Genomic DNA, 1,304 nt, shown 5'->3' on the forward strand with positions numbered 1-1,304 from the left:
GCCATCCTTTTTCATCCGCGCAATGACGGCCTTGCCGGTTTTTGATTTTTTCCCCGGTGTCTTTCCAAGATAGCGCTCTCGCAATGATAGCTTGCGTGTACTCCTTGCGCCTGCGCTGCCGTCCTCGCTCGCTCTTTGAACTCCGGGCTGTTCGGCATTGCGTGCGGCCGAGGCCTCCGCTTCGGCGAGATCATCGCCCGCAGACGCCGCGGCGCGCCCTTCTGCCTTCGCCGCCGCCGATCCAGCGGCAATCTCGCCGGACAGGCCCTGGCCCGTTTTCGCAAGCGCTCCGCCAGCCCCCGCGACACCGCCCAGAACGATCTGTCCACCGCTGACGACCTCCTGCGCCACCTGCGTCTGACCGGGCGTTGCGCCCAGCGCTCGGGCCGCAGCGCCCGTTGCCTGCACGGCGGCGGTCTGCTGCGGCCTGCCGTACCAGATTTGCCGAAGGCCGGTCGAGATGTTGTCGGCCGCGTTTACCATTCCCGCGCCGCCGACAATTTGAGCCGGCACCCCGCCGATCGCGCCAACGCCCGTCGCGTCTGCGGCGGTTCCTCCGGCAAACAGCGCCCCCGATCCGATCGCCTCGGCCACGCCGCCGGCCGCTTGGACGGCGCCCATCGTCCGGGGATGATCCTCGATCCATTGCCCCGCCGCATGGCCAGCGGCCGCGGCTTTGTCCCCGACCCAGTCGGCGGCGCCAGCTGCCTTTTCCTTGACCGTTTCCCACCAGCTCTTGTCCTGTTTGTCATTGCCGTCGGGCGCATCGTGCACGGGGGTGGAGCGCACGATGCAGTATTCGCCGGGGGTGTTGCCGCGGTTCAGAAGGCACCGGTCGCCATGGCGCTGCACCCACTGGCCCTCGACCCGGACCCGCCCCCTGATCGATCTCGATTTCGAAGCCGAGCCCCGGCAGGTGGCCTTTGACCCTCGGATAACCCGGGATGAGGTTTTCCAACTCGAAGGGCTCATCCCCCTTGAGCCACGGTTCGGCGATCAGGTCGGGCGGCGCGCATTGGTAGAAGCGGTAGTCGAAGTCTTCGGGCGACCGGGCTTCCTCCGGATCGGTGATGGCCTTCTCCAAGCTCAAGTCGCTCCTGCGAGCAAAAGCCGAGCGGTCGGTGGGCGGGCTCTGGGACGCCGTCGGCGCGGCCCTCCCGCTCTTCAGGCCCGACGAGTGCGCGAACACCTTCGCCGCTGCAGGATATGAACCGGATTAAGCCGGATCGGCTCTAGACCTGTAGATCCAGTTTACCCGTCACCTTGGCGTAGAGCGGCAGAACCTTTTCAAGAATGTCATCGCG

General features: G+C 66.6%; 1 protein-coding gene and 2 pseudogenes. 1 reads left to right on the forward strand and 2 read right to left on the reverse strand.

Going from position 1 to position 1,304, the window contains the following annotated elements; genetic code table 11:
* Both J1C48_RS18695 and J1C48_RS18700 read right to left on the reverse strand, forming a co-directional pair.
* Positions 1 to 852: pseudogene (locus J1C48_RS18695) on the reverse strand (hypothetical protein); the annotation flags it as partial.
* Entirely contained in the window at positions 749 to 1,090 is a 342-nt protein-coding gene (locus tag J1C48_RS18700) for a DUF2169 domain-containing protein (RefSeq protein WP_231081906.1), read from the reverse strand. The pseudogene J1C48_RS18695 and the gene J1C48_RS18700, both read right to left, overlap by 104 nt.
* Here J1C48_RS18700 and J1C48_RS19075 point away from each other — a divergent pair.
* A pseudogene (locus tag J1C48_RS19075) lies at positions 1,074 to 1,220 on the forward strand (IS630 family transposase); the annotation flags it as partial. The gene J1C48_RS18700 and the pseudogene J1C48_RS19075 overlap by 17 nt on opposite strands.
* Between the last annotated feature and the right edge of the window lie 84 nt (positions 1,221 to 1,304).

It is taken from the genome of Jiella flava, from assembly GCF_017349315.1.
Classification (GTDB): domain Bacteria; phylum Pseudomonadota; class Alphaproteobacteria; order Rhizobiales; family Rhizobiaceae; genus Jiella; species Jiella flava.